General features: G+C 71.4%; 19 protein-coding genes. 12 read left to right on the forward strand and 7 right to left on the reverse strand.

Annotated elements, in window-relative coordinates; translation table 11 throughout:
• The first annotated feature begins 61 nt into the window (after positions 1 to 61).
• Positions 62 to 964: a LysR family transcriptional regulator gene (locus tag ACUDCK_RS15415; RefSeq protein ID WP_064522747.1), complete on the forward strand. Its 903-nt coding sequence runs from the start codon at positions 62 to 64 to the stop codon at positions 962 to 964.
• A gap of 41 nt (positions 965 to 1,005) precedes the next feature.
• On the opposite strand, the gene ACUDCK_RS15420 is transcribed toward ACUDCK_RS15415, so the two are convergent.
• From ACUDCK_RS15420 to ACUDCK_RS15430, 3 genes are all read right to left on the reverse strand, one after another.
• Entirely contained in the window at positions 1,006 to 1,812 is an 807-nt protein-coding gene (locus ACUDCK_RS15420) for a DUF169 domain-containing protein (protein WP_175166930.1), read from the reverse strand.
• 95 nt (positions 1,813 to 1,907) lie between these two features.
• Positions 1,908 to 2,336, reverse strand: coding sequence for a GNAT family N-acetyltransferase (locus ACUDCK_RS15425; protein ID WP_054504427.1), 429 nt, complete (start codon positions 2,334 to 2,336; stop codon positions 1,908 to 1,910).
• A gap of 80 nt (positions 2,337 to 2,416) precedes the next feature.
• Positions 2,417 to 3,292, reverse strand: coding sequence for a LysR family transcriptional regulator (locus ACUDCK_RS15430; protein WP_175166929.1), 876 nt, complete (start codon positions 3,290 to 3,292; stop codon positions 2,417 to 2,419).
• Between the two features lie 112 nt (positions 3,293 to 3,404).
• Here ACUDCK_RS15430 and gstA point away from each other — a divergent pair, with 112 nt between their 5' ends.
• Positions 3,405 to 4,010, forward strand: coding sequence for a glutathione transferase GstA (gene gstA / locus ACUDCK_RS15435; protein WP_175166928.1), 606 nt, complete (start codon positions 3,405 to 3,407; stop codon positions 4,008 to 4,010).
• Positions 4,011 to 4,071: 61 nt separating this feature from the next.
• Here the strand turns inward: gstA and ACUDCK_RS15440 are convergent, their stop codons facing one another.
• Together ACUDCK_RS15440 and ACUDCK_RS15445 are read right to left on the reverse strand one after the other, a co-directional pair.
• Positions 4,072 to 4,833 carry a DNA alkylation repair protein gene (locus ACUDCK_RS15440; protein ID WP_175166927.1) on the reverse strand — a complete coding sequence of 254 codons (762 nt, stop codon included), beginning with the start codon at positions 4,831 to 4,833 and terminating at the stop codon, positions 4,072 to 4,074.
• Complete coding sequence (locus tag ACUDCK_RS15445; RefSeq protein WP_082889686.1) at positions 4,830 to 5,372, reverse strand: MarR family winged helix-turn-helix transcriptional regulator; 543 nt, start codon at positions 5,370 to 5,372, stop codon at positions 4,830 to 4,832. The genes ACUDCK_RS15440 and ACUDCK_RS15445 overlap by 4 nt, the downstream gene beginning before the upstream one ends.
• A 135-nt stretch (positions 5,373 to 5,507) precedes the next feature.
• Here ACUDCK_RS15445 and ACUDCK_RS15450 point away from each other — a divergent pair, with 135 nt between their 5' ends.
• The 3 genes from ACUDCK_RS15450 (at position 5,508) to ACUDCK_RS15460 (ending at position 7,440) form a co-directional block, all read left to right on the forward strand.
• A complete protein-coding gene (locus tag ACUDCK_RS15450; protein WP_064522758.1) occupies positions 5,508 to 6,317 on the forward strand; it encodes a nucleotidyltransferase domain-containing protein in 810 nt (269 codons plus the stop codon).
• A gap of 11 nt (positions 6,318 to 6,328) precedes the next feature.
• On the forward strand, positions 6,329 to 6,823 hold the full coding sequence (locus tag ACUDCK_RS15455; RefSeq protein WP_175166926.1) for a GNAT family N-acetyltransferase: 495 nt from the start codon (positions 6,329 to 6,331) through the stop codon (positions 6,821 to 6,823).
• 137 nt (positions 6,824 to 6,960) lie between these two features.
• Positions 6,961 to 7,440: a DUF6882 domain-containing protein gene (locus tag ACUDCK_RS15460; protein ID WP_054504422.1), complete on the forward strand. Its 480-nt coding sequence runs from the start codon at positions 6,961 to 6,963 to the stop codon at positions 7,438 to 7,440.
• A 31-nt stretch (positions 7,441 to 7,471) separates the two neighbouring features.
• Here ACUDCK_RS15460 and ACUDCK_RS15465 read toward each other — a convergent pair whose 3' ends face one another.
• On the reverse strand, positions 7,472 to 8,683 hold the full coding sequence (locus tag ACUDCK_RS15465; protein ID WP_175166925.1) for a citrate synthase family protein: 1,212 nt from the start codon (positions 8,681 to 8,683) through the stop codon (positions 7,472 to 7,474).
• A gap of 109 nt (positions 8,684 to 8,792) precedes the next feature.
• Between ACUDCK_RS15465 and ACUDCK_RS15470 the strand changes: the two genes are divergently transcribed.
• The gene (locus ACUDCK_RS15470; RefSeq protein WP_175166924.1) at positions 8,793 to 10,223 is read left to right on the forward strand and encodes a CoA transferase; all 1,431 of its coding nucleotides are present in this window, start codon (positions 8,793 to 8,795) and stop codon (positions 10,221 to 10,223) included.
• Positions 10,224 to 10,235: 12 nt separating this feature from the next.
• Here the strand turns inward: ACUDCK_RS15470 and ACUDCK_RS15475 are convergent, their stop codons facing one another.
• Positions 10,236 to 11,465 (reverse strand): SMI1/KNR4 family protein, encoded by a 1,230-nt coding sequence (locus tag ACUDCK_RS15475; protein WP_175166923.1) that lies wholly within the window; start codon positions 11,463 to 11,465, stop codon positions 10,236 to 10,238.
• A gap of 182 nt (positions 11,466 to 11,647) precedes the next feature.
• On the opposite strand from ACUDCK_RS15475, the gene ACUDCK_RS15480 reads away from it, so the two are divergent.
• From ACUDCK_RS15480 to ACUDCK_RS15505, 6 genes are all read left to right on the forward strand, one after another.
• Entirely contained in the window at positions 11,648 to 12,865 is a 1,218-nt protein-coding gene (locus tag ACUDCK_RS15480) for a helix-turn-helix domain-containing protein (protein WP_175166922.1), read from the forward strand.
• A gap of 36 nt (positions 12,866 to 12,901) precedes the next feature.
• Positions 12,902 to 13,543 (forward strand): glutamine cyclotransferase, encoded by a 642-nt coding sequence (locus tag ACUDCK_RS15485; RefSeq protein WP_175166921.1) that lies wholly within the window; start codon positions 12,902 to 12,904, stop codon positions 13,541 to 13,543.
• Positions 13,544 to 13,715: 172 nt separating this feature from the next.
• Positions 13,716 to 14,603: a DUF3348 domain-containing protein gene (locus ACUDCK_RS15490; protein ID WP_175166967.1), complete on the forward strand. Its 888-nt coding sequence runs from the start codon at positions 13,716 to 13,718 to the stop codon at positions 14,601 to 14,603.
• A gap of 10 nt (positions 14,604 to 14,613) precedes the next feature.
• Positions 14,614 to 17,913 carry a DUF802 domain-containing protein gene (locus tag ACUDCK_RS15495; RefSeq protein WP_175166920.1) on the forward strand — a complete coding sequence of 1,100 codons (3,300 nt, stop codon included), beginning with the start codon at positions 14,614 to 14,616 and terminating at the stop codon, positions 17,911 to 17,913.
• Positions 17,910 to 18,566, forward strand: coding sequence for an OmpA family protein (locus tag ACUDCK_RS15500; protein ID WP_175166919.1), 657 nt, complete (start codon positions 17,910 to 17,912; stop codon positions 18,564 to 18,566). The genes ACUDCK_RS15495 and ACUDCK_RS15500 overlap by 4 nt, the downstream gene beginning before the upstream one ends.
• Positions 18,556 to 19,299, forward strand: coding sequence for a DUF2894 domain-containing protein (locus ACUDCK_RS15505; protein WP_244976839.1), 744 nt, complete (start codon positions 18,556 to 18,558; stop codon positions 19,297 to 19,299). The genes ACUDCK_RS15500 and ACUDCK_RS15505 overlap by 11 nt, the downstream gene beginning before the upstream one ends.
• Positions 19,300 to 19,344: the final 45 nt, after the last annotated feature.

Raw genomic sequence — 19,344 nt, forward strand, 5'->3', positions numbered from 1 at the left:
CGATTCTGATAAGTGATAATCTTTTGATGGAACCGATCTTGAAAATAGATCAGGACGCACGATGATAGACGCCCTCACCCTGGACCAGCTACGCGTGTTCGCGGCCGTGGCCGACACCGGCAGTTTCCGCGCCGCCGCCAGGCAGCTCGCGCGGGTGCAGTCGGCGGTCAGCCACGCCATCGCCAACATGGAAACGCAGTTGGGCGTGAAGCTGTTCGACCGGGGCGGCCACCGCCCTGTCATGACGCCGGAAGGCCAGGCGCTGCTGGCCAATGCGCGCGACATCCTGCTGCGGGTCGACGCCATGCGGGCCCGCGCCCAGGGATTGGGCGAAGGAGTCGAGCTGGAACTGTCGCTGGCGGTGGACACCCTGTATCCGATCGCCCAGGTCGGCGCCGCGCTGAACCGCCTGCGGGCGGCCTATCCGTCGGTCGCCACGCGCGTCGCGGTGCTGCCGCTGGGCGGACCGATCGCCGCGCTGCTCGATGGCAGCCACCAGTTGGGCATCATCGCCGGCGAACATTTCCGCCATCCGCGCATCGCCATGCAGGCGTTGTCGTCGGTACAGATGGTGGCGGTGGTCGGCGCCAACCATCCCCTGGCCGCGCGCGTGGCCGACGGCGCGGCGCTGACCGCGCCCGACCTTGCCGATCACCTGCAGGTGGTGCAGATCGATCCGTCCACGCTCAGCGCCGGCCGCGACTTCGCGGTGCTGTCGCCGCAGACCTGCCGCGTCAGCGGCCAGGACACCAAACATGCGCTGATCCTGGCAGGCCTTGGCTGGGGCCGCCTGCCGCTGTGGCTGGTCGAGCGCGACCTGGCCGAAGGCCGGCTGCTGCGCCTGCCCACCGGCAGCCTCGGGCGCGGCAGCCAGGTGGCCACGGAGGTCTACCTGGCGCACCGCATCGACCAGCCGCTGGGCCCGGCGGCGCGCACGCTGGCGGCGGCGCTGGCCGGGGACTGAACAGCCCCGCCCATCCCAGGCCCATCCCAGGCCCGCCCGTCTCAGCCGCGCGGCGGCTGCGCGTAGCTCACGCCCATGCCGGCGCGCACGTCGTTCTGGATGCCGTATGGCGGGATGGGATAACGCAGGCCATTGGCCGACAGCGCCTTCATCCCTTCGATCGCCATGGGCAGGTAGCGCGGCGGCAGCGCCATCAGCATTTCCTCGTCCGGCACGCCGCCGTAGCGGCGCTCGGCATAACAGGGCAAGGACAGGCTGGGCTCGCCGGTGGCCAGCGCCCGCCCCCACGAATCGGCACAGGCGGTCTCGCCCACCACGCTCCAGTCGAAGCGCCGGTAGTTTTTCCATTGCAGGCCATTGATCAGGATGATCATCTGCCCGGGCGTCGCATAGATCAGGCAGATGTCGGGCGGATCGAGCCGGCCCGAGGCCAGCGGCGACACCACCATCGCCCGGTACCTGCCCGCCGGCACGCAGGACAGGGCCTCCTGGCGCGCGCGGGCGTCGGCCTCGGTGGCGTGCCACACGCCGACGTACTCCTTGCCGCTGCGCCAGGCCTCGTCCTGCGGCCCCAGGCCGATCACCGCGCGGCACTGCGCGCCGACCAGGTCGTCGCCGGTGATGCCAACGGTCCAGCCCAGCCGCGCCGCCATGCCGACGATCTGGTCGGTGGTATGGGTGGCCCTGGGCCGGCGCAGCCCCTTCACGCCCGCCAGCGCCGCCTCGTCCTCGTACAGCTTCATGCCGATGACCGTGGTCTTGAGCCGCAGCAGGCGGTTCAGGTCGTTGACCAGCGCCGCCCAGTCGCGCGGCGCATCCTGCGTGGTCACTTGGGTTGTCTCTTCCATGCCCGTCCTTTGGACTTGTCGTTGGAACGGGCAAGACTACACGAGCGCGGCGCGCGCGCGCCAACCCTGTGCGGCCGCAACCGCGCCGCCCGCGCTCAGGGGCGGCAGGACTTCATCAGGTACTTCGGCGATTCCTCATAGCCCTGGCGGTAATAGAAGCGGTGCGCGTCAGTGCGCCGCTGGTGGCAGTGCACCTCGATGCGGTCACAGCCGCGCGCCCGCGCCAGCGCCTCGGCCGCCTCTTCCAGCGCCCGGCCCACCCCGCTGCCGCGCGCCGCGTCGCTGACACAGAAATAGGTGATGCGGCAGAAGTCTCCGGGCAGCGCCAGTTGCACCATGAAGTGCAGGCCGATGAAGCCCAGCAGCCGGTCGCCGTCCTCGGCCACCAGCAGCTCGGCGTCGCGGTGCCCCAGCAGGCGTTCGATCTTCCCGGGCAGGAAAGCCGCGGTGCCCGGATAGCCCAGTTGGGCCAGCAATTCGACGATATCGGCGCTGTCGCCGGCTTCTGCGTTGCGGATGATCATGTCGCCTCGGCCAAAAACCGCGATCGTAGGCCGCCCCGATGTCGCCGCGATGACGGCGCGCAACGGCCCGCGCCCGGCCCTCAGGCCTTGCTGTCATCCTGCCGCAACATCTCGAACAAGGCCAGCACCGCCGGCGCGCTGGCGGCCTGCGGCGACGCCGCCAGCGCGAAACGCCGCCGCACCGGCGTGGCCAGGGGCAGCACCCGCAGGCCCCGGCGATTCTCGGGCAGCGTCAGTTCGGGCACCAGGGCCACGCCGACGTTATCGCGCACCAGCGCGTAGGCGCTGGACCATTCCATGACCGTGGCGCGCACGTCGGCCAGCGCCAGGCCGGCATCCGCCGCGACGCTGGCCGCGTGCACGCTGCAACCGCCCGTGGCCAGCACGAACGGCTGCGCCGCCAGTTGCGCCAGCGTCACCGACGCGCCGCGCGCCAGCGGATGCGAGGCCGGCAGCACCGCCACCCAGTCGTCCTCGCCCAGCGGACAGGCGCCGCGCCGCGCGGGCGGATTGAGCACCACGCCCACGTCCACGGTGCCGGCGGCCAGCAAGGTCTCGATCTCGCTGTCGCTGGCTTCCAACGGCACCACCTCGACGGCGGGATGCAACTGCCGGAAGCGTCGCAGCACCGGCGGCAGAATGGTCGAGAACACCATCGGAAAGCTGGCCAGCCGCAGGACGCCGCCGGCCACGCCGGCGCTTTCGCGCGCCAGCGCCTGGATGCGGCCCAGCGAGGCCAGCATGGCGCGGGCCTCATGCGCCACCCGCAGTCCCAGCGCGGTCGGCACGCTCTGGCGCCGCTCGCGCGTGAACAGGGGCGCGCCCAGATGATGTTCAAGCTGGGCGATGGCCTGGCTCGCGCCCGACTGCGTCATGCCCACCTGCCGCGCGGCATGGGTGATATTGCCGGCGTCCACCACCGCCAGCAGCAGCCGCCAATGGATCAGATTCATCATGGAAGTAGCTCAACTTATTCCTTGTTTCTGAAGAAGTAATTTTACGAATACTCCAGGCCGAGCGATCCTGGGTGTCCTTTCCCCCAGATCGGGCCACCCCCGAAACGATTCCATGAAGCTCTACTACGCCCCCGGCACCTGCTCGCTGTCGCCCCACATCCTGCTGCGCGAACTGGACCTGCGATTCGACTTGATCCGCGTCGATAACCGCGCCAAGCGCACCGCGGACGGCCGCGATTTCCTGGCCATCAACCCCAAGGGCTACGTTGCCGCGCTGGAGGTCGAGGGGGGTGAGGTGCTGACTGAAGGCCCCGCCATCAGCCTGTACCTGGCCGACCTGCGTCCCAATTCCGGCCTGGTCCCGCCCGCCGGCAGTTGGGCCCGCAACCGGCTGCATGAATGGCTGAATTTCATCTCCGCGGAGATCCACGGCGGATTCGGCCCGCTGTTCAATCGCGACCTGCCCGAGGCTGCGCGCACGTGGTGGCAGGCGCGGCTGGAAAAACGCCTCGATTACGTGGCCTCCGCGCTGCACGCGCGGCACGCCCTGGTGCAGGACCGCTATGGCGTGGCCGATATCTACCTGTACGCGGTGCTGTGCTGGGCGCCGCAACTCGGCGTGGACCTGACACGCTGGCCTGCCCTGGTGCAATTCCAGCGCCGCATCGAATCCCGCCCCGCCGTGCAGGCCGCGTTGGCGGCCGAAGCGCAGGGTTGAGCCGCACGCGGCCAACGCATTATCGACACCGATGGCCGCGCTTGCGGCGCAACGATCGGCGCTACGGTCCGATGGTGCGCAGCGCCCGCTGGCAGATGCGCTGCGTCGCCGCGACCGGGCTGTGCGTCAGCCAGCGCGCACACACCCGCCGGGCCCAGTCGGGCTGGTCCTTGCTGGCGTCGTTCAACCAGTTCGCCACCGAATCCTGCACGTAGACCGCCGGATCGGCGCGCAGCGGCTCCAGCAGCGGCAGCGCCCTCCCCGGATCCGCCTTGAGCGCGGCGATGTGCGCGCACCAGACGCCGCGCGGCCGCAGCGCTTCGCTGGCAAAGCGGCGCAGGCGCTCGGACGGCAGCGCCGTCCAGGGTTGCAGTTGCGTGATGGCCGCGTCCAGCTCGGCCGTCAACGCCGGCCGCAGCGCCAGCCAGGCCCATTCGCGCACGCCGAAGTGCGCGTCGTCGGCCAACGGCCGGATGCGCGCCAGGCGCTGCGCCAGCGGCACGTCCGGCGCCGCCCCGATCATGAAGCAGGCCCAGCCGCGCGCGGTGTCGGACGCCTGCGCCGCCATCCGCGCGCAGCCGGCCGGGTCCAGGCGTTCATGCAGGATGCGCGCCGCCACCGCCATGCGCCTGGAGATGCCCAGCGCCGCCGCGGCCCGCATGGCGGCGATGCCATCGGCGCCCACCTCGGGCGCCAGCGCCTGCATCAACACGGCAAAGTCCACCGCCAGGCACTCGGTCAGGTGCGTGGCCGGCGCGCCCGCGTTCAGCCGCCCCAGGCGGTCGGCACCGATGTCCTTGACGCCTCGACGGGCGGCGCTCATGGCGCGTCCTTCGCCAACGCCGCGCGCCCGCTGTCGGTGCCGCGCCATACCTTCGCCAGCAGTTCGCCGAGCTGGCGCCGCTCGGTGGGCGAAAGCGGGTCGAACAACGAGCCGATCCACTGCGTGTGCTCCTTGAACAACCTGGCCGCCGCCGTCCTGCCCTTGGGCGTCAGGACCACCGCGATCCGGCGCCGATCGTCCTGGCCCGGCTGGCGCGAAACGAAGCCGTCGCGCTCCAGTCCATCGAGCAGGCCGGTGACGGTGGCGCGCGTCACGCCCGCGCGCGCCGCGAGTTCGTGCGGCGACAGGCCGCCCGCCTGCCCGTGCAGCAGGAACAGCAGCACGAACTTGCCTTCCGATAACTGCCGCGGCGCCAGGCGCGCGGCGCAATCGCGGTCGATGGCGCCGGCCAGGGCCAGCACCTGCAGGCACAACCGCATGCCGTCCGCGGATTGCAGCCCGCGGCGGGCAGCCTCGTCCAGCAGCGCGTGGTGCTTGGGTTCCAGCATGGCGGAAATAAGGGAAATGGCGGGTGGCATGGGGTTTCGGCATTTGATACGGCAGCATATGATAAGGCGCCTAACCATATGAGGCAACCCGGCGGGCCATGGCGACATTCCGCCGATCAATCGCCCCGCGCGGCGCCCGCCTGGCGAAGTGCTAGCATCCGAAGCATGACTTCGATCCTGCATGCCCACCCCATCGACCCGGCCATCCGCGAGCGCGTCATGGCGACCCTGGAACACATCGAACAGCGCCACGATGTCCGCGTCCTGCTCGCCTGCGAATCCGGCAGCCGGGGCTGGGGGTTCGCCTCGCCAGACAGCGACTACGACGTGCGCTTCCTGTACGTGCACAAGCTGGACTGGTACCTGCGCGTGGTGCCCCAGCGCGACGTGATCGAGCTGCCCATCGACGACGAGCTGGACGTGTCCGGCTGGGAATTGCGCAAGGCGCTGCAACTGCTGCGCGGCTCCAACCCGACCTTGTTCGAATGGCTGGATTCGCCCGTGCTGTATCGCCAGGACGACGCCACCAGCGCCTGGCTGCGGCACTTCCGCAGCGAGTATTTCTCGCACATCAAGGGCCGCTGGCATTACGTGGCCATGGCCGGCCGCAACTTCCGCGAATCGCTGCAGGGCGACACGGTGCGGCTCAAGAAATACCTGTACGTGCTGCGTCCGGTGCTGGCCGCGCAATGGATCGACAGCGGCCGCGGCATCCCGCCGATGCGTTTCGCGGACCTGGCCGACGCCATGGTCACCGACCCCGCGCTGCGCGACGAGATCAACGCGCTGCTGGCCATCAAGATGCAGGCCGGCGAGGCCGAGCACGGCCCGCGCTTCCCGCTGATCCACGCCTATCTGGAAACCACGTTGCCGACCCTGGAAAAGGCGCCCTTCTTCGACCGGCCGGACGGCCAGACCGAGCGGCTGGACCGGTTCCTGTACGAAGTCGTGACCGGCGCGCCGCTGACGTATTGAGCGCCGCCGCAATGCCGCCCACCCCGACCATCACCCTGCGCCGCCTGCGCACGGACGACGTACCCATGATCCTGGCGCTGGAATCCGACCCCGAGGTCATGCGCCACAGCACCGGCGTCAAACCCGCCACGCAGGCGCGCCGCCAGGAACTGCTGGAATGGTTGCGGACGCCGCCGGATGACATCGGCCATTGGGCGGTGGTCGATCCCCACGATGTCGCGGTGGGCTGGATCAGCCTGACGCGGCTGGAGGACACGGGCGCGTTGCAGTTGGCCTACCGGCTGCAGCGGGCGGCGTGGGGTCGCGGCTATGCCACGCAAGCCGCGCGCCAACTGTGCGATTACGCCTGGCACGCGCTGGACGCCACGGAACTGGTGGCCGTCACCTGGCCCGACAACCTGGGCTCACAGCGCGTGCTGGACAAGCTGGGCTTCGCCTTCCGCGCCATTGAAACGCATTATGGCCGCGACACTCGCGTCTACGTGCTGGCGCGTCCGGGTCACTGATCGCCGACCTGAACGCCGCCGTTCACCCGCTTTGGCATGGCGCCGCGCGATCGCGGCGGCCCGGTCGCGCATGAGCGATGCGGCGGCCAGCGCTTTGCGGGTACCCTATGGCCTTTCCATCCCCCGCAAAGCCCCGCATGTCCGACACCACCCAGCCCTTCGACGTTTCCAACTACATCGCCCAGAGCCTGGAAGGCATGCGGGCCGCCACCTCGGCGCACTGCGCCACCTGGCACCTGGACGAGGCCGAGCAATGGTCCGTGGACATGGACAGCGGCCTGATCGTGTTCCAACTGCCCGGCGGCATCACCGCCCAAGCGCCGGTGCAGATCGTCGGCACCTCCAACAGCGAGGACGGCAGCTTCCTGTGGGGCTGGGATCACCCGTCGGTGCCCGCCGAACTGGCCGAACACGCCCAACTGGCGCTGGCCTTCGGCAAGGCCCACGGCCTGGAGGCATACACCCACCGCAAGGTGCCATGCGATGACGCCCTGGCCTGGGAATTCACCGCCGTGGCGATGCGGCTGGGCGAGGCCAGCGGCTCGTACCGCGCGCAGGCCTCGGAGACCGCCCACGTCTGGATGACGTTCGGCCAGGTGACCTTGTCCAAGGCCTGACGCGCCGGCGGCGTGCGCCACCGCGCCGCCGTCAGGCCGCGTCCGGATGAATCCCGGTATAAGCCGCGCGCGGCCGGATCACATCGGGGCTGCCGCGCTGCTCCAGGCCATGCGCCAGCCAGCCGATCGAGCGTCCCAGCGCGAACAGGCCGAAGGCCGCGCCCGGCGGCAGGCCCAGATGGCGCCGCACCGCCACCAGCGAGAAGTCCACCGAGGGCCGCTGCCCCGACAGCTCGAACGCCTGCTCGATCAATGTCTCCCACTCGGGGCGCCGCGGCAGTATCCGCGCCAGCAAGGCGCTGGCGCGCGGATCGCCCGCGGGGTAAAGGTGGTGGCCAAAACCCGGCATGTCTTCGCCCCGCGCCAGCCGCTCGCGCAAGCCCCGCGCCAGCCGCTGGCCGGCGTCCGCGCCGCCACCGCCACGTTCCAGTTCCTCCCACATCGCCTCGACGCGCGCCGTGGTGGCGCCGTGGCGGCCGCCCGTCAACGCCGCCAGCCCGCCGACAATACCGGCGCGCAGGCTGGCGCCCGTGGACGCGATGCAGCGCGCGGTAAAACTGGAGGCGTTCAGTTCGTGGTCGGCGCACAGCACCAGCGCCATGCGGATAAGATCCGCGCCCGCCGCGTCCACGCCCCAGGCGCGGGCGCACTGCGCGTGGATCGGCGCGTCGTCCGGCGCGGTCTGCAGCAGGCAGGCCGCCAGCATGCGCACCAGCGCGCCGCAGCCCTGCGCCTGGCGCTCGGGCGAGCGCTGCCACAACGCGGTCGCATCGTCATCGCTGGCCGCCGTGAACAGCGGCAACAGCGCGGCCTCGGCGCGCTGGCCGCGATGGCGCGCGAACAGCGCCGCCAGATCCTCGGGCAACCCCGGCGCGGCCGCGCCGAACGCCATGGCCTGGTCGCATTGCCACAGATGCGCGGCCACCGCTTCCACCGAGGACGATTGCGCCAGCGCCACGGCGTTTTCACCGCGATAGAACAACTGGCCATCCTCGATCAGGGTGATGGCCGACTCCAGCACCGGCAGACCCCAGTTCAGCGTCGCCTTGGCCACCTCTTTCGGCTTGCGGCCACGGGTGCGCTGCGCCGCCAGCCGTTCGACCTCCTCGGCCAGGTAGCGGCTTTCGCGCGGCGTGGCGCCGGTCTCGGCGTGCAGCAATCCCCGGCTGACGTAGGCGTACAGGGTCTGGCGCGACACCCCCAGGCGGGTGGCCGCGGCGGCGGAGGTCAGGTAATTGGGCATGGGTTCCGAGACGGGGAACGAGGGCAATGGGTTGATTATATTAATCAATATTGACAATTAATGCGGCAAGATGAATCCTGGCGTCATCCCTCAACGACCCGCAAGCAACATGTCCGCCATCCATCGCCCCCTCCCCCCCTCGCCCGCCACCGCCGACTACCTGCGCCAGTTCTGGCTCGCGGCGGGCGGCGATCCCGCCCTGCTGAGCCAGGTCGCCATCACCGGCCAGGGCGCCTTGCCCTCGGCCTTCGCCGTCACGGAATTCGCCACCGCCGCGATCGGCGCCGCCGGCCTGGCCATGGCGGAATTCGTCGCGGCCGGCGCAGGCGCGGCCGGTGCGCCCGCCGTGCCGGCGGTCGAGGTCGACCAACGACTGGCCTCTTTCTGGTTCGGCACCAGCCTGCGCCCCATCGGCTGGAGCATGCCGCCGCTGTGGGACGCCGTCGCCGGCGACTACCGCGCGGCGGACGGCTGGATCCGGCTGCACACCAACGCGCCCCATCATCGCGACGCCGCCCTGGCGGTCCTGGGCGTGGCCGCCGACCGCGACGCCGTCGCCCGCGCCGTGGCAGGCTGGCGCGCCGACGAACTGGAAGCGGCGGTGGTCGAACACAACGGTTGCGCCGCCGCCATGCGCGGCCTGGACGCCTGGCGCCAGCATCCGCAAGGCCAAAGCGTTGCCGCCGAACCCCTGCTGCACCGCGCCGCCAGCGGCGGCGGCGCCCGCCCTGCTTGGCGCATTTCGCGCCAGCGTCCGTTGCAGGGTCTGCGGGTGCTGGACCTGACCCGCATCCTGGCCGGCCCCGTGGCCACGCGCTTCCTGGCGGGCTTTGGCGCGGATGTATTGCGCATCGACCCGCCCGGCTGGGAAGAGCCCGGCACCGTGCCCGAGGTCGTGCTGGGCAAGCGTTGCGCGCGCCTGGACCTCAAGTCCGCCGAGGGGCTGGCCACGCTGCAACGCCTGCTGTCCCAGGCCGACGTGCTGATCCACGGCTATCGCGCCGACGCCCTCGCCCGCCTGGGCCTGGACGCCGAGCGCCGCCGCCAGCTCAACCCGACGCTGGTCGACGTATCGCTGGACGCCTATGGCTGGAGCGGTGAGTGGCGGGGCCGCCGCGGCTTCGACAGCCTGGTGCAGATGAGCACCGGCATCGCCGAGGCCGGCATGCGCGCCAAGGGTGGCGACCGCCCGGTGCCGTTGCCGTGCCAGGCGCTGGACCACGGCACCGGCTATCTGATGGCGGCGGCGGCGATCCGGGGCTTGACCGAACGGCTGGCCACCGGCGCGGGCAGCACCACGCGCGCGTCGCTCGCCCGCAGCGCCCAATTGCTGGTCGCGCATGGCGGCTTGCTGGAAGGCGGGCCGGCATTGGCGCCGGAAAGCGCAGCCGACTGGTCCGAACAAATCGAGGCAACCGCGTGGGGCCCGGTCCGGCGCGTCAAGCCGCCGCTGCGGATCGCGGACACGCCGCAATCTTGGGATTACCCGGCAAGCGCCTTGGGATCCTCCGAGGCGGCCTGGCGCGATGGCTCGCGTTAGCCCGGGGCCGACTCAAAGCACAAACGCGCGCAAGTTGGCCACCCGTTCGGCCAGGCCGTCCACGCCCAGGTAATGGCCCAGCTTGCCCGCCCGCACGCGGCGCAGGTCTTCCTCGTAGCGGGCCGCCATCGCGTCGCGCGCCTCGGCATACGCCGCCGCGATCCCCTCGCCGGCGGCGGCGGCGATCACGCGCGCGGCCTCGGGCGACCCGCAGGCCACGCAGCGCGCCACGCCCAGGCCGTCGGCCCGCGCCCCGCGCGCCAGCAACTGCGCCACCAGGTCGGCGGGCGGCTTGCGATCGAATCGATGGATCGCCTCCGCGCTGACCGGCGTGCCGGCCCGCAACAGCGCCCGCGCCGCCGCATAGGCATGCTGCGTCAGCGCCACGTCCAGCGCCAGCGCGCTGCCGCGCAACGGCTGGTCAAAGCCCACGCCCTGTGCCGCCAATTGCGCCACCAGCGCGCCGTCGTCATGCGCCAACGCATGCCGCAAGGCCAGCCTGGCCAGCGTGGGCGACTGGCCCAGCGTGCCGGCCGCCAACGGCGCGCGCCAGTCCACCAGCGCGCGCCGATAGAACGCCGCCAGCTTGTCCGCCAGGGCCTGCGGCATGCCGTGATCGGCCACGCGCTCGTCCAGGTATTCCAGCACCCGTATGCCGGTGCTGTCGGGGTCGTCGATATCCTGTTCCAGGTAGAGCGCGGCAAAGGCCGCGTGCAGGTCCGCCGCGACGGTCGCGATGGCGTCCTGCTGCAACGCATGCGTCCAGCCCGGCAGCCCCTGCTTCCAGGCCACGATGCTGCCGGCCCGCGGGCCGGGTTCCACGCACACATAGATCCGGTCGCAGTATTCGAAGCCGCCGATCGGCAGATAGCGCAGCTTGCCGTCCCAGGCCTCGCCGCGTTCCGCGGCGGCCTCTTCGGCGCATTCCTGCTCGTGCTCGATCCAGCCCGCCAGGTCGCGGTATTGGTCACTGCCGTCATAGAACAGCTCGGACCAACTGAGGGCCTCTTCGTTGCCGTCCATGCGCGCATGCAGGTCGTAGGCCAGTTCGCCGCCGGCGGTCAGGCGCCACAAGTCGCGCAGCGCATCGGGCAAGGGGCCGGCACAGGCCGCTTCGATCTCGTCGATGCGCGCCTCGTCCAGGGGCGGCTGGACCGCGATCAGGACGCGATCGGCGAACAGGGCAATGCCGTGTTGGCGCAGCGACTGGATGTCGTCGGCGGAAAAATGATGCTCGCTCATGTCAGGTTTCCTGGGAGATGGCGGTTCGGATTCTACCCGTGGGGGATGGGGACGACGCCACGGCAGACGCAGGCGCCCTGCCGCATCGCCGACGAACTCCCCGCGCCCGTGGCGCGGTGGTAGATTGGCGGCATCCACGAATGGACGTGGCAACGGGGCGCGGGGACGATGGCGGGAGCGTCATGGACGGGCTGATCATGGCCGCGGCGCGGGCGCTGGCCAGCGGCGATCCGCTGGGCGCGTTGAGCCGGGTGGCACTGCGCGACGATGCGCCGGCGCTGGCACTGCGCGGCATCGCGCTGGCGCAGTTGGGCGACTTCGAACGGGCCCGGCCGCTGGTGCGCCGCGCCGCCCGCGCGTTCGGCGCCAAGGATCCGGTGGCGCGCGCCCGTTGCGCGGTGGCCGAGGCCGAGATCGCGCTGGCCGCGCGCGACCTGGGCTGGCCACAGACGGCGCTCGACGCCGCCCGCGCCACGCTCGAGCAACATGGCGACCGGCGCAATGCGGCCTACGCCGGCTATCTGGCCGGCCGCCGCCTGATCCTGATGGGACGGCTGGAGCAGGCCGAGCAGGTGCTGTCGGAACTGAATCCCGCCCCTTTTCCACCGGCCTTGCGAGCGGTGCACGAGCTGGCCCTGGCCGGCATTGCGCTGCGGCGCCTGCAGGCCACGGCGGCACGCGCCGCGCTGGACCTGGCCGCGCGCGCCGCGCAAGCGGCCGGCATCCCGGCGCTGCAGGCCGAGGTGCGCCAGGCGTCGCTCGTACTGGAAGCGCCGGCCGCGCACCTGCACCGCGCCGGCGACACGCAGGTGCTGCGCCTGGAGCAGGTGCAAGCGCTGCTCGCGTCCGATACGCTGGTGATCGACGCGTGCCGTTATGCCGTGCATGGCGCGGGCCGCACCCTGCCCCTGGCCAGCCGGCCCGTGCTCTTCACCCTGGCGCAGGCGCTGGGCCAGGCGTGGCCGGACGACGCGCCGCGCGACGCGTTGATTGCACAGACGTTCCGCACCCGCTATCCCGATGACTCGCACCGCGCGCGGCTGCGGGTGGAAATCGGCCGGTTGCGGGCGGCCCTGGCGCCCTGGGCAGAAATCCGGGCAACGCGGCAAGGCTTTGCATTGATGCCGGCCGCGCACACCGTTGCCGTGTTGACGCCGCCGGTGCGGGACCGCCACGCCGCCGTGCTGGCGCTGCTGGCCGACGGCCAAGCCTGGTCCAGTTCGGCGCTGGCGCTGGCCACCGGCGCCAGTCAGCGCCAGGTGCAGCGCGCCCTGGAGGCGCTGGCGGCTTCCGGCCAGGCGCATCCGTTCGGCCAGGGCCGGGCGCGGCGCTGGATCACGCCGCCCCTGCCCGGTTTCGCGACGACATTGTTACTCCCGGTCCCGCTGCCGAATGCCTAGCATGGAGACGTCACCCCTCCCAACAAGGAAAGCGTCATGAAAACCAAGCCCGCAGAAATTCTCCGTGAATACGGCCCCTTCCCCGGCGTCACGGACGTGCACGGCGTCTCGTACGACGGCAGCCGCATCTGGATCGCGGTCGGCGACAAGCTGCACGCGCTGGATCCGGCCTGCGGCGATGTGGTTCGTACCATCGACGTCATCGCCCGCGCCGGCACCGCCTTCGACGGCAAGCATCTCTACCAGTTGGCCGACAGCATCATCCAGAAAATCGACCCGGCATCGGGCCGCGTGCTGGCCACCGTGCCGGCGCCCGAAGGCGGCGGCAATTCGGGCATGACCTGGGCCGAAGGCATGCTCTGGATCGCGCGCTACAAGGACCGCAGGATCCACCAGGTCGATCCCGCCACCGGCGCCGTCCTGCGCACCATCGCGTCCGACCGCTACGTGACCGGCGTCACCTGGGTCGATGGCGACCTGTGGCACGGCACCTGGGAGGACGACGCCAGCGAGCTGCGGCGGGTGGACCCGGCCAGTGGCGAGGTGTTGGAACGACTGGCGATGCCGCCCGGCGTGTACGTCTCCGGCCTGGAGTCGGACGGCGGCGACGTGCTCTATTGCGGCGGCGCCAGCAGCGGCCGGGTGCGCGCGGTGCGCCGGCCACGCGCCAGCGCCTGATCCGCCCCGATCCGCCCCGATCCGCCCTGATCCCGCTGATCCCGCTGATCCGCGGTGTCCCGCGCCGCCGCGCCGTCCTGACAAATTGTTGCAGGCATTGGCGCGGCGGCCCTTTTCCGACCCAGCGAGCCCCCGCCAGCGTGTAAACTCCCCCCTTTTTGACTCTGGTGGTATGTTGCAAGCCCCACAGCGCACAGGTTTAAGCGGCCCGACGCTCATTCGCTTGCTGACTCGCCTGACGGAAGTCGACGCGCCGGAATCCCGGCAACCGTTGTCGGATCATCTGAGCCAGTGGCTCGGCTGGACTGACGCGATTGCCCTGTCCGCCGCCCTGAACAACCGACCGCCGGCGATCGCGCCGGGCGCGCGCCAGTTCAGCAGCGCCGAGGAGCGCGAGTGCGAGCGCGTCCGCACCACGCTGGCCGATGCCATCGCCAGCGACACCGCGGCCACGGCCGCCAAGCGGCAGATGCCGGGACAGGTGTCCGCCAAGGTGGCGGCGCTGCAGGCCGACGACGCCGATTACTCGAATTTTCGTCAGCGTTATCTGTCGTTGCAGCACACGATGGAAACCAGCATCGGCAACCTGCGCAGCCGCCTGCGCGGCATGCTCGCGGCCAAAACGCCGGAGATGACGCGTCTGGCGGTGGTGGACGCCATCATGGACCGCGCCCTGCTGCCGCGCGAGCGGACGCTGCTGGGCGCGATTCCGAAGTTGCTGCAGGGGCATTTCGACCGGCTGCGGCTGGCCGAACAGGCCGCGCTGGAAGCGGCGGCGCAAGCGCAAGCCGAGACCGGGGTGCCGGCCGGAACCGCGGACGAGCCGGCGGCCGATGCCCAGGCGCCGGCCGCGCCGGGGGGCAGCGCAACGGACGACGCTCCCGCCGCCGCGCCCGCGCAGGCGGCGGCCTGCACGGCGCCGCAACCCGCTTTATCCGCGCCCACGCCGGGCGCGTGGCTGGAGACGTTCCGCAAGGATATGCGCAGCGTGCTGCTGGCCGAATTGGATGTTCGTTTACAACCGGTGGAAGGGCTGCTTGCCACCCTTCGCGCCAGCTAACCGGGACACTATGTCCAAGTATCTGATCAATATCGTTGTTTTCATTTGCGGCCTGGCCGTGGCCGGCTGGATCGGCGCGGGCTACGCGGGCACCAACCCCCTGGCGCTGGCCGTCACGCTGCTGATCTGCGCCTGCTACGTGGCGGGCGCGCTTGAATTGCTGCGCTACCAACAGGCCACCGCGTCGCTCAGACGCGCGGTCGGCAACCTGTCGGAAGCGCCCGCCAGCCTGGGCGGTTGGCTCGACCAATTGCCGGCCGGCCTGCGCAACGCCGTGCGGCTGCGCATCGAAGGCGAACGCGTGGGCCTGCCCGGCCCGGCGTTGGCGCCCTACCTGGTCGGCCTGCTGGTGCTGCTGGGCATGCTGGGCACCTTCCTGGGCATGGTGGTGACGCTGCGCGGCACCGGCACCGCCCTGGAAAGCGCCACCGACCTGGCCGCCATCCGCGCCTCGCTGGCCGCGCCGGTCAAGGGCCTGGGCTTCGCCTTCGGCACCTCGATCGCGGGCGTGGCCACCTCCGCCATGCTGGGCCTGCTGGCCGCGCTGTGCCGGCGCGACCGCATCCAGGCGGCGCAACTGCTGGACGCCAAGGCGGCCACCACGCTGCGCCTGTACAGCCAGGCGCACCAGCGCGAAGAAAGCTTCAAGCTGCTGCAGCGCCAGGCCGAAGTGCTGCAACGGCAGGCCGAGACCATGCCCGCGCTGGTCGACCGCCTGGACGCCATGATGCGCAACCTGGAGCAGCAGAACCACACGCTGAACGAGCGCCAGCTCGCCAGCCAGGATGCGTTCCAGGGCAAGGCCGAGGCCGCCTACGCGCGCCTGGCCGCCGTGATGGAACAATCGATGAAGGAAAGCGTGGCCGAAAGCGCCCGTTCGGCCGGCGCGGCGCTGCAGCCCGCCGTCGAGGCCACCATGGCCGGCCTGTCGCGCGAGACCGCCTCGCTGCACGAAAGCGTGACCCAGGCGGTGCAGCGCCAGCTCGACGGCATGACCGCCGGCCTGCAGGCCGCCACCAGCAACGTGGCCGGCATCTGGAACCAGGCGCTGGCCGGCCAGCAGCGCGCCAGCGAAGCATTGGCGCAGGACCTGCGCGATTCGCTGGACCGCTTCGCGCAGACCTTCGAGCAGCGCTCGGCCGCGCTGCTGGACAGCGTGTCCGAACGGCTGGAGGCGTCCTCGGGCAGCATGTCCGAAGCCTGGAACGTGGCGCTGAACCGCCAGGAGCGGGCCAGCGAGAAACTGGCCGGCGACAATCTGCAGGCGCTGACAGCCGCTGCCGCCAGCTTCGAGCAGCACTCGGCGTCGCTGCTGCGCACGCTGAACCAGTCGCACACCGCCCTGCAATCCGAACTGGCCTCGCGCGACCAGCAACGCCTGGCGGCGTGGACCGAAACCCTGGGCGCGCTGTCCGCCACCCTGCGCCAGGAATGGCAGCAGGCCGGCGCGCAGGCCGCCGAGCGCCAGCTCGAAATCAACCAGGCCCTGGCGCGCAGCGCCCAGGAACTGACCGAGCACGCGCAGACCCAGGCCAGCCTGCTGGAGAACGTGTCGGCGCGCCTGGAAAGCGCTGCCGGCAACGTCTCGGCGCAATGGCACGAGGCGCTGGAGCGCCAGTCGCAGGTCAGCGACAAGCTGGCCGGCGACAACCGCGAAGCCCTGGCCGCCGCCGCCGCCACCTTCGAACAACACGCCTCGACGCTGCTGCGCACGCTGGACCAGTCGCACGCCGACCTGCAGGCCGCCCTGGCCTCGCGCGACGAGCAGCGCCTGGCCACGTGGGCCAGCACGCTCGGCGCCCTGACCGACAAGCTCGGCCGCGAATGGGAACAGGCCGGCGCGCACGCCGCCGCCCGCCAGCAGGAAGTGAGCCAGACGCTGGCGCGGACCGCGCAGGAACTGGCGACCCGCTCCGACGCGCAGGCCGCGCTGCTGGACACGGTCGCCGCCCGCATCGAAACGGCCGCCACCGGCGTGACCCAGGCCTGGACCGAGGCGCAGGTGCGCCAGGAACTGACCAGCGAGAAGCTGGCCGGCGACACCCAGCAGGCCCTGGCCACGGCCGCCGCCGCGTTCGAACAACATTCCGCGTCGCTGCTGCGCACGCTGGACCAGTCGCATGCCGAGCTGCAGGCCGCCCTGGCCTCGCGCGACGAAGCGCGCCTGGCCGCCTGGCACGCCTCGCTCGGCGCTATGGCCGCCGACCTGGGCCGCGAATGGCGCCAGGCCGGCGAGCAGACCGCCGCGCGCCACCAGGCACTGGAACAACTGCTGACCCGCACCGCGCAGGACCTGACCACCCAGACCCAGGCGCAGGCCGCGCTGCTGGAAAACCTGTCGGCCCGCCTGGAAACGGCCGCCGGCGGCGTGACGCAGGCCTGGACCGAGGCGCAGGTACGCCAGGAACTGGCCAACGAGAAACTGGCCAGCGACAACCAGCAGGCCCTGACCACGGCGGCGTCCGCCTTCGAGCAGCATTCGGCATCGCTGCTGCAGACCCTGGGCCAATCGCAGGCCGGCCTGCAGGCCGAACTGGCCGCGCGCGACCAGGAACGCCTGGCCGCCTGGACCGGCGAGCTGGGCCGCATGGCCGAAGCGCTGCGCCACGAATGGGAACAAGCCGGCGCCCGCAGCGCCGCCCTGCAGCAGGAAATCTGCGCCACCCTGGCCCAGACCGCGCAGGACATCGCCACCCAGACCGAGGCCCACGCCAGCGGCACCATCGCCGAGATCGGCCAACTGGTGCAGGCCGCCTCCGAAGCGCCGCGCGCGGCCGCCGAAGTCATCGGCGAACTGCGCCAGAAACTGTCGGACAGCCTGGCCTACGACAACGCCATGCTGGAAGAACGCAACCGCCTGCTGGACACGCTGGCGACGCTGCTGGATGCCGTCAACCACGCCTCCAGCGAACAGCGCAGCGCGGTGGACGCGCTGGTGTCGTCGTCGACCGACCTGCTGGACCGGGTCGGCGCGCAGTTCACCGAGCAGGTCGAATCCGAGACCGCCCGCCTGGACGACGTGGCCGCGCAGGTGACCAGCGGCGCGGCCGAAGTGGCCAGCCTGGGCGAAGCCTTCGGCGCCGCGGTGCGCCTGTTCGGCGAGTCCAACGACAAGCTCGTGGCGCACCTGGAACGCATCGAAGCGGCGCTGGACAAGTCCATCGCCCGTGGCGACGAACAACTGGCCTACTACGTGGCGCAGGCGCGTGAAGTGGTCGACCTGAGCACCATGTCGCAAAAGCAGATCGTCGAGAACCTGCGCGAACTGGCCAGCCAGCGCGCCGCCACCGCCGGAGCGCAGGCGGCATGAGCGCGGGCGAGGACATCGACGGCGGCGTGGAACCCGCGGTGCCGACCTGGGCCGTCTTCGGCGACCTGATGTCGGTGCTGCTGGGCGCCTTCGTGCTGATCCTGGTGAGCGTGGTGGCCGTGCAGCTGGAGCTGTCGACCCAGCTGGAACGCGAAGTCAAGCAGCGCCAGGAAGAGACCCAGCGCCGCCAGACGCTGGAGCAGGCCCTGGCCGCGCCGCTGGCGGCCGGCCGCGTGACGCTCATCAACGGCCGCATCGGCATCAGCGGCAGCGTGCTGTTCGCGCTCAATTCCGACCAGTTGCAGCCGGAAGGCCGCGAGGTGCTGAAAAGCCTGATCGAGCCGCTGTCGGCCTACCTGAAGGCCAATAACGAGATCCTGATGGTCAGCGGCTTCACCGATGACCAGCAGGTGCGCGAGGGCAACCGGCGCTTTGCCGACAACTGGGACCTGTCGGCGCAGCGCGCGCTGACGGTGACACGCGCCCTGATCGACGAAGGCGTGCCGTCGTCGCTGGTGTTCGCCGCCGCCTTCGGCGCCGAGCAGCCGGTGGCCTCGAACGCCGATGAAGACGGCCGCGCGAAGAACCGCCGGGTCGAGATCATGCCCCTTCCCAAGCCGTCCAACGGCACGGAGGCCGCGCGTGGCCAGTGATGGCGGCCTGGGCCTGGCGATGACGACCGGCGCGGATGCCGCGCCCGACGCCGCCCCGCCCGCCGACGCCGCGTCCGCCATCTTGCAGGCCTGGCGCGAGCGCGGCGACGACCGGCTCGATCCGGTCGGTTTCCATTTCATCGAGGCGCTGGCCCGGCGCGCGGCCGCCCACGCCGGCGCGGCCCGCGCCCGGCTGGACGAGCGGCTGGCGCAGTTGCTGCGGGCGTATGCGGCGCGCGTCGCCGCGGCCCGCGCGGCCAACGCCACCGAAGCGCTGGACGATGCCGCCACGCCCGATGCCAGCCCCGCGCCGGCCACGGCGGCTCCCAAGCCCGCGCGCGGGCCGCTGGCGGAACTGGCGGCGTATCTCGCCTACCCCGGCGCGCCCGGCGAAGACCCCGACGCCATCGCCGCGCAGGCGCGCCGCGATGCCTATCCGGATCTGCCGGTGCTGGATGGCCTGCGCGAGATCTGGTCCGGCCTGAGCGCCGACCGCCAGGTGCGCCAGTCGCAGGAGCAGGTGCACAAGAACGCCGGCCCGCTCAATTCCAACCAGCTCGTGCACCGCGCCCTGTCGTTGATGCGCGAGCTGTCGCCGGGCTATCTGCAGCAGTTCGTGACCTACACCGAGACGCTGGCCTGGATGGAACAAGTGATCGCGGCCACGCCCCCCGCCAAGGAAGCGCCCAGCGCGGCGCCCACCAAGAAGCGGGGCCGCGCCAAGAGTCGTTGATACGCGGTGCTTGCCGCGGCCACCCAGGCCGCGGGCCCCACGCAA

Source organism: Achromobacter sp. CF-sbj1-Ac2-l (assembly GCF_052698165.1).

What these genes read in the sequence shown, in the direction of transcription:
- gstA (WP_175166928.1), top strand. Translation starts at nt 3,405, where the DNA reads ATGAAGCTCTACTACGCCCCCGGCACCTGCTCGCTGTCGCCCCACATC.
- ACUDCK_RS15455 (WP_175166926.1), top strand. Translation starts at nt 6,329, where the DNA reads ATGCCGCCCACCCCGACCATCACCCTGCGCCGCCTGCGCACGGACGAC.
- ACUDCK_RS15445 (WP_082889686.1), bottom strand. Translation starts at nt 5,372, where the DNA reads ATGCCACCCGCCATTTCCCTTATTTCCGCCATGCTGGAACCCAAGCAC.
- ACUDCK_RS15495 (WP_175166920.1), top strand. Translation starts at nt 14,614, where the DNA reads ATGTCCAAGTATCTGATCAATATCGTTGTTTTCATTTGCGGCCTGGCC.
- ACUDCK_RS15485 (WP_175166921.1), top strand. Translation starts at nt 12,902, where the DNA reads ATGAAAACCAAGCCCGCAGAAATTCTCCGTGAATACGGCCCCTTCCCC.
- ACUDCK_RS15465 (WP_175166925.1), bottom strand. Translation starts at nt 8,683, where the DNA reads ATGCCCAATTACCTGACCTCCGCCGCCGCGGCCACCCGCCTGGGGGTG.
- ACUDCK_RS15490 (WP_175166967.1), top strand. Translation starts at nt 13,716, where the DNA reads ATGTTGCAAGCCCCACAGCGCACAGGTTTAAGCGGCCCGACGCTCATT.
- ACUDCK_RS15475 (WP_175166923.1), bottom strand. Translation starts at nt 11,465, where the DNA reads ATGAGCGAGCATCATTTTTCCGCCGACGACATCCAGTCGCTGCGCCAA.
- ACUDCK_RS15415 (WP_064522747.1), top strand. Translation starts at nt 62, where the DNA reads ATGATAGACGCCCTCACCCTGGACCAGCTACGCGTGTTCGCGGCCGTG.
- ACUDCK_RS15420 (WP_175166930.1), bottom strand. Translation starts at nt 1,812, where the DNA reads ATGGAAGAGACAACCCAAGTGACCACGCAGGATGCGCCGCGCGACTGG.
- ACUDCK_RS15480 (WP_175166922.1), top strand. Translation starts at nt 11,648, where the DNA reads ATGGACGGGCTGATCATGGCCGCGGCGCGGGCGCTGGCCAGCGGCGAT.
- ACUDCK_RS15440 (WP_175166927.1), bottom strand. Translation starts at nt 4,833, where the DNA reads ATGAGCGCCGCCCGTCGAGGCGTCAAGGACATCGGTGCCGACCGCCTG.
- ACUDCK_RS15430 (WP_175166929.1), bottom strand. Translation starts at nt 3,292, where the DNA reads ATGATGAATCTGATCCATTGGCGGCTGCTGCTGGCGGTGGTGGACGCC.
- ACUDCK_RS15425 (WP_054504427.1), bottom strand. Translation starts at nt 2,336, where the DNA reads ATGATCATCCGCAACGCAGAAGCCGGCGACAGCGCCGATATCGTCGAA.
- ACUDCK_RS15460 (WP_054504422.1), top strand. Translation starts at nt 6,961, where the DNA reads ATGTCCGACACCACCCAGCCCTTCGACGTTTCCAACTACATCGCCCAG.
- ACUDCK_RS15500 (WP_175166919.1), top strand. Translation starts at nt 17,910, where the DNA reads ATGAGCGCGGGCGAGGACATCGACGGCGGCGTGGAACCCGCGGTGCCG.
- ACUDCK_RS15470 (WP_175166924.1), top strand. Translation starts at nt 8,793, where the DNA reads ATGTCCGCCATCCATCGCCCCCTCCCCCCCTCGCCCGCCACCGCCGAC.
- ACUDCK_RS15450 (WP_064522758.1), top strand. Translation starts at nt 5,508, where the DNA reads ATGACTTCGATCCTGCATGCCCACCCCATCGACCCGGCCATCCGCGAG.